This window comes from Pseudomonas sp. NPDC087336, assembly GCF_044744285.1.
In the GTDB taxonomy this organism is placed as follows: Bacteria; Pseudomonadota; Gammaproteobacteria; order Pseudomonadales; family Pseudomonadaceae; genus Aquipseudomonas.
On sequence record NZ_JBIUYA010000076.1, the window covers coordinates 1 to 1,828 of the forward strand.

Sequence of the window (1,828 nt, forward strand, 5' to 3'; positions counted from 1 at the left end):
TGATGCGGTAGAGGAGCGTTCTGTAAGCCTGTGAAGGTGAGTTGAGAAGCTTGCTGGAGGTATCAGAAGTGCGAATGCTGACATGAGTAACGACAATGGGTGTGAAAAACACCCACGCCGAAAGACCAAGGTTTCCTGCGCAACGTTAATCGACGCAGGGTTAGTCGGTCCCTAAGGCGAGGCTGAAAAGCGTAGTCGATGGAAAACAGGTTAATATTCCTGTACTTCTGGTTATTGCGATGGAGGGACGGAGAAGGCTAGGCCAGCTTGGCGTTGGTTGTCCAAGTTTAAGGTGGTAGGCTGGAATCTTAGGTAAATCCGGGATTCTAAGGCCGAGAGCTGATGACGAGTTACCTTTCAGGTGACGAAGTGGTTGATGCCATGCTTCCAAGAAAAGCTTCTAAGCTTCAGATAACCAGGAACCGTACCCCAAACCGACACAGGTGGTTGGGTAGAGAATACCAAGGCGCTTGAGAGAACTCGGGTGAAGGAACTAGGCAAAATGGCACCGTAACTTCGGGAGAAGGTGCGCCGGTGAGGGTGAAGGACTTGCTCCGTAAGCCCACGCCGGTCGAAGATACCAGGCCGCTGCGACTGTTTATTAAAAACACAGCACTCTGCAAACACGAAAGTGGACGTATAGGGTGTGACGCCTGCCCGGTGCCGGAAGGTTAATTGATGGGGTTAGCTAACGCGAAGCTCTTGATCGAAGCCCCGGTAAACGGCGGCCGTAACTATAACGGTCCTAAGGTAGCGAAATTCCTTGTCGGGTAAGTTCCGACCTGCACGAATGGCGTAACGATGGCGGCGCTGTCTCCACCCGAGACTCAGTGAAATTGAAATCGCTGTGAAGATGCAGTGTATCCGCGGCTAGACGGAAAGACCCCGTGAACCTTTACTATAGCTTTGCACTGGACTTTGAATTTGCTTGTGTAGGATAGGTGGGAGGCTTTGAAGCGTGGACGCCAGTTCGCGTGGAGCCATCCTTGAAATACCACCCTGGCAACTTTGAGGTTCTAACTCAGGTCCGTTATCCGGATCGAGGACAGTGTATGGTGGGTAGTTTGACTGGGGCGGTCTCCTCCTAAAGAGTAACGGAGGAGTACGAAGGTGCGCTCAGACCGGTCGGAAATCGGTCGTAGAGTATAAAGGCAAAAGCGCGCTTGACTGCGAGACAGACACGTCGAGCAGGTACGAAAGTAGGTCTTAGTGATCCGGTGGTTCTGTATGGAAGGGCCATCGCTCAACGGATAAAAGGTACTCCGGGGATAACAGGCTGATACCGCCCAAGAGTTCATATCGACGGCGGTGTTTGGCACCTCGATGTCGGCTCATCACATCCTGGGGCTGAAGCCGGTCCCAAGGGTATGGCTGTTCGCCATTTAAAGTGGTACGCGAGCTGGGTTTAGAACGTCGTGAGACAGTTCGGTCCCTATCTGCCGTGGACGTTTGAGATTTGAGAGGGGCTGCTCCTAGTACGAGAGGACCGGAGTGGACGAACCTCTGGTGTTCCGGTTGTCACGCCAGTGGCATTGCCGGGTAGCTATGTTCGGAATAGATAACCGCTGAAAGCATCTAAGCGGGAAACTAGCCTCAAGATGAGATCTCACTGGGACCTTGAGTCCCCTGAAGGGCCGTCGAAGACTACGACGTTGATAGGTTGGGTGTGTAAGCGCTGTGAGGCGTTGAGCTAACCAATACTAATTGCCCGTGAGGCTTGACCATATAACACCCAAGCAATTTGATGCTCCTAGTTGAAAAGACGAAAGAGACCAGATTGCGGTGTGTGAAGACGAAAGAACCGAAAGTTCGAATCTCACAAAACACC

Annotated in this window: 1 rRNA gene; it reads left to right on the top strand. The window is 52.2% G+C overall.

Annotated features, from left to right (window positions below):
- A 23S ribosomal RNA gene (locus ACIO0C_RS31245) occupies positions 1-1,725 on the top strand; the annotation flags it as partial.
- Between the last annotated feature and the right edge of the window lie 103 nt (positions 1,726-1,828).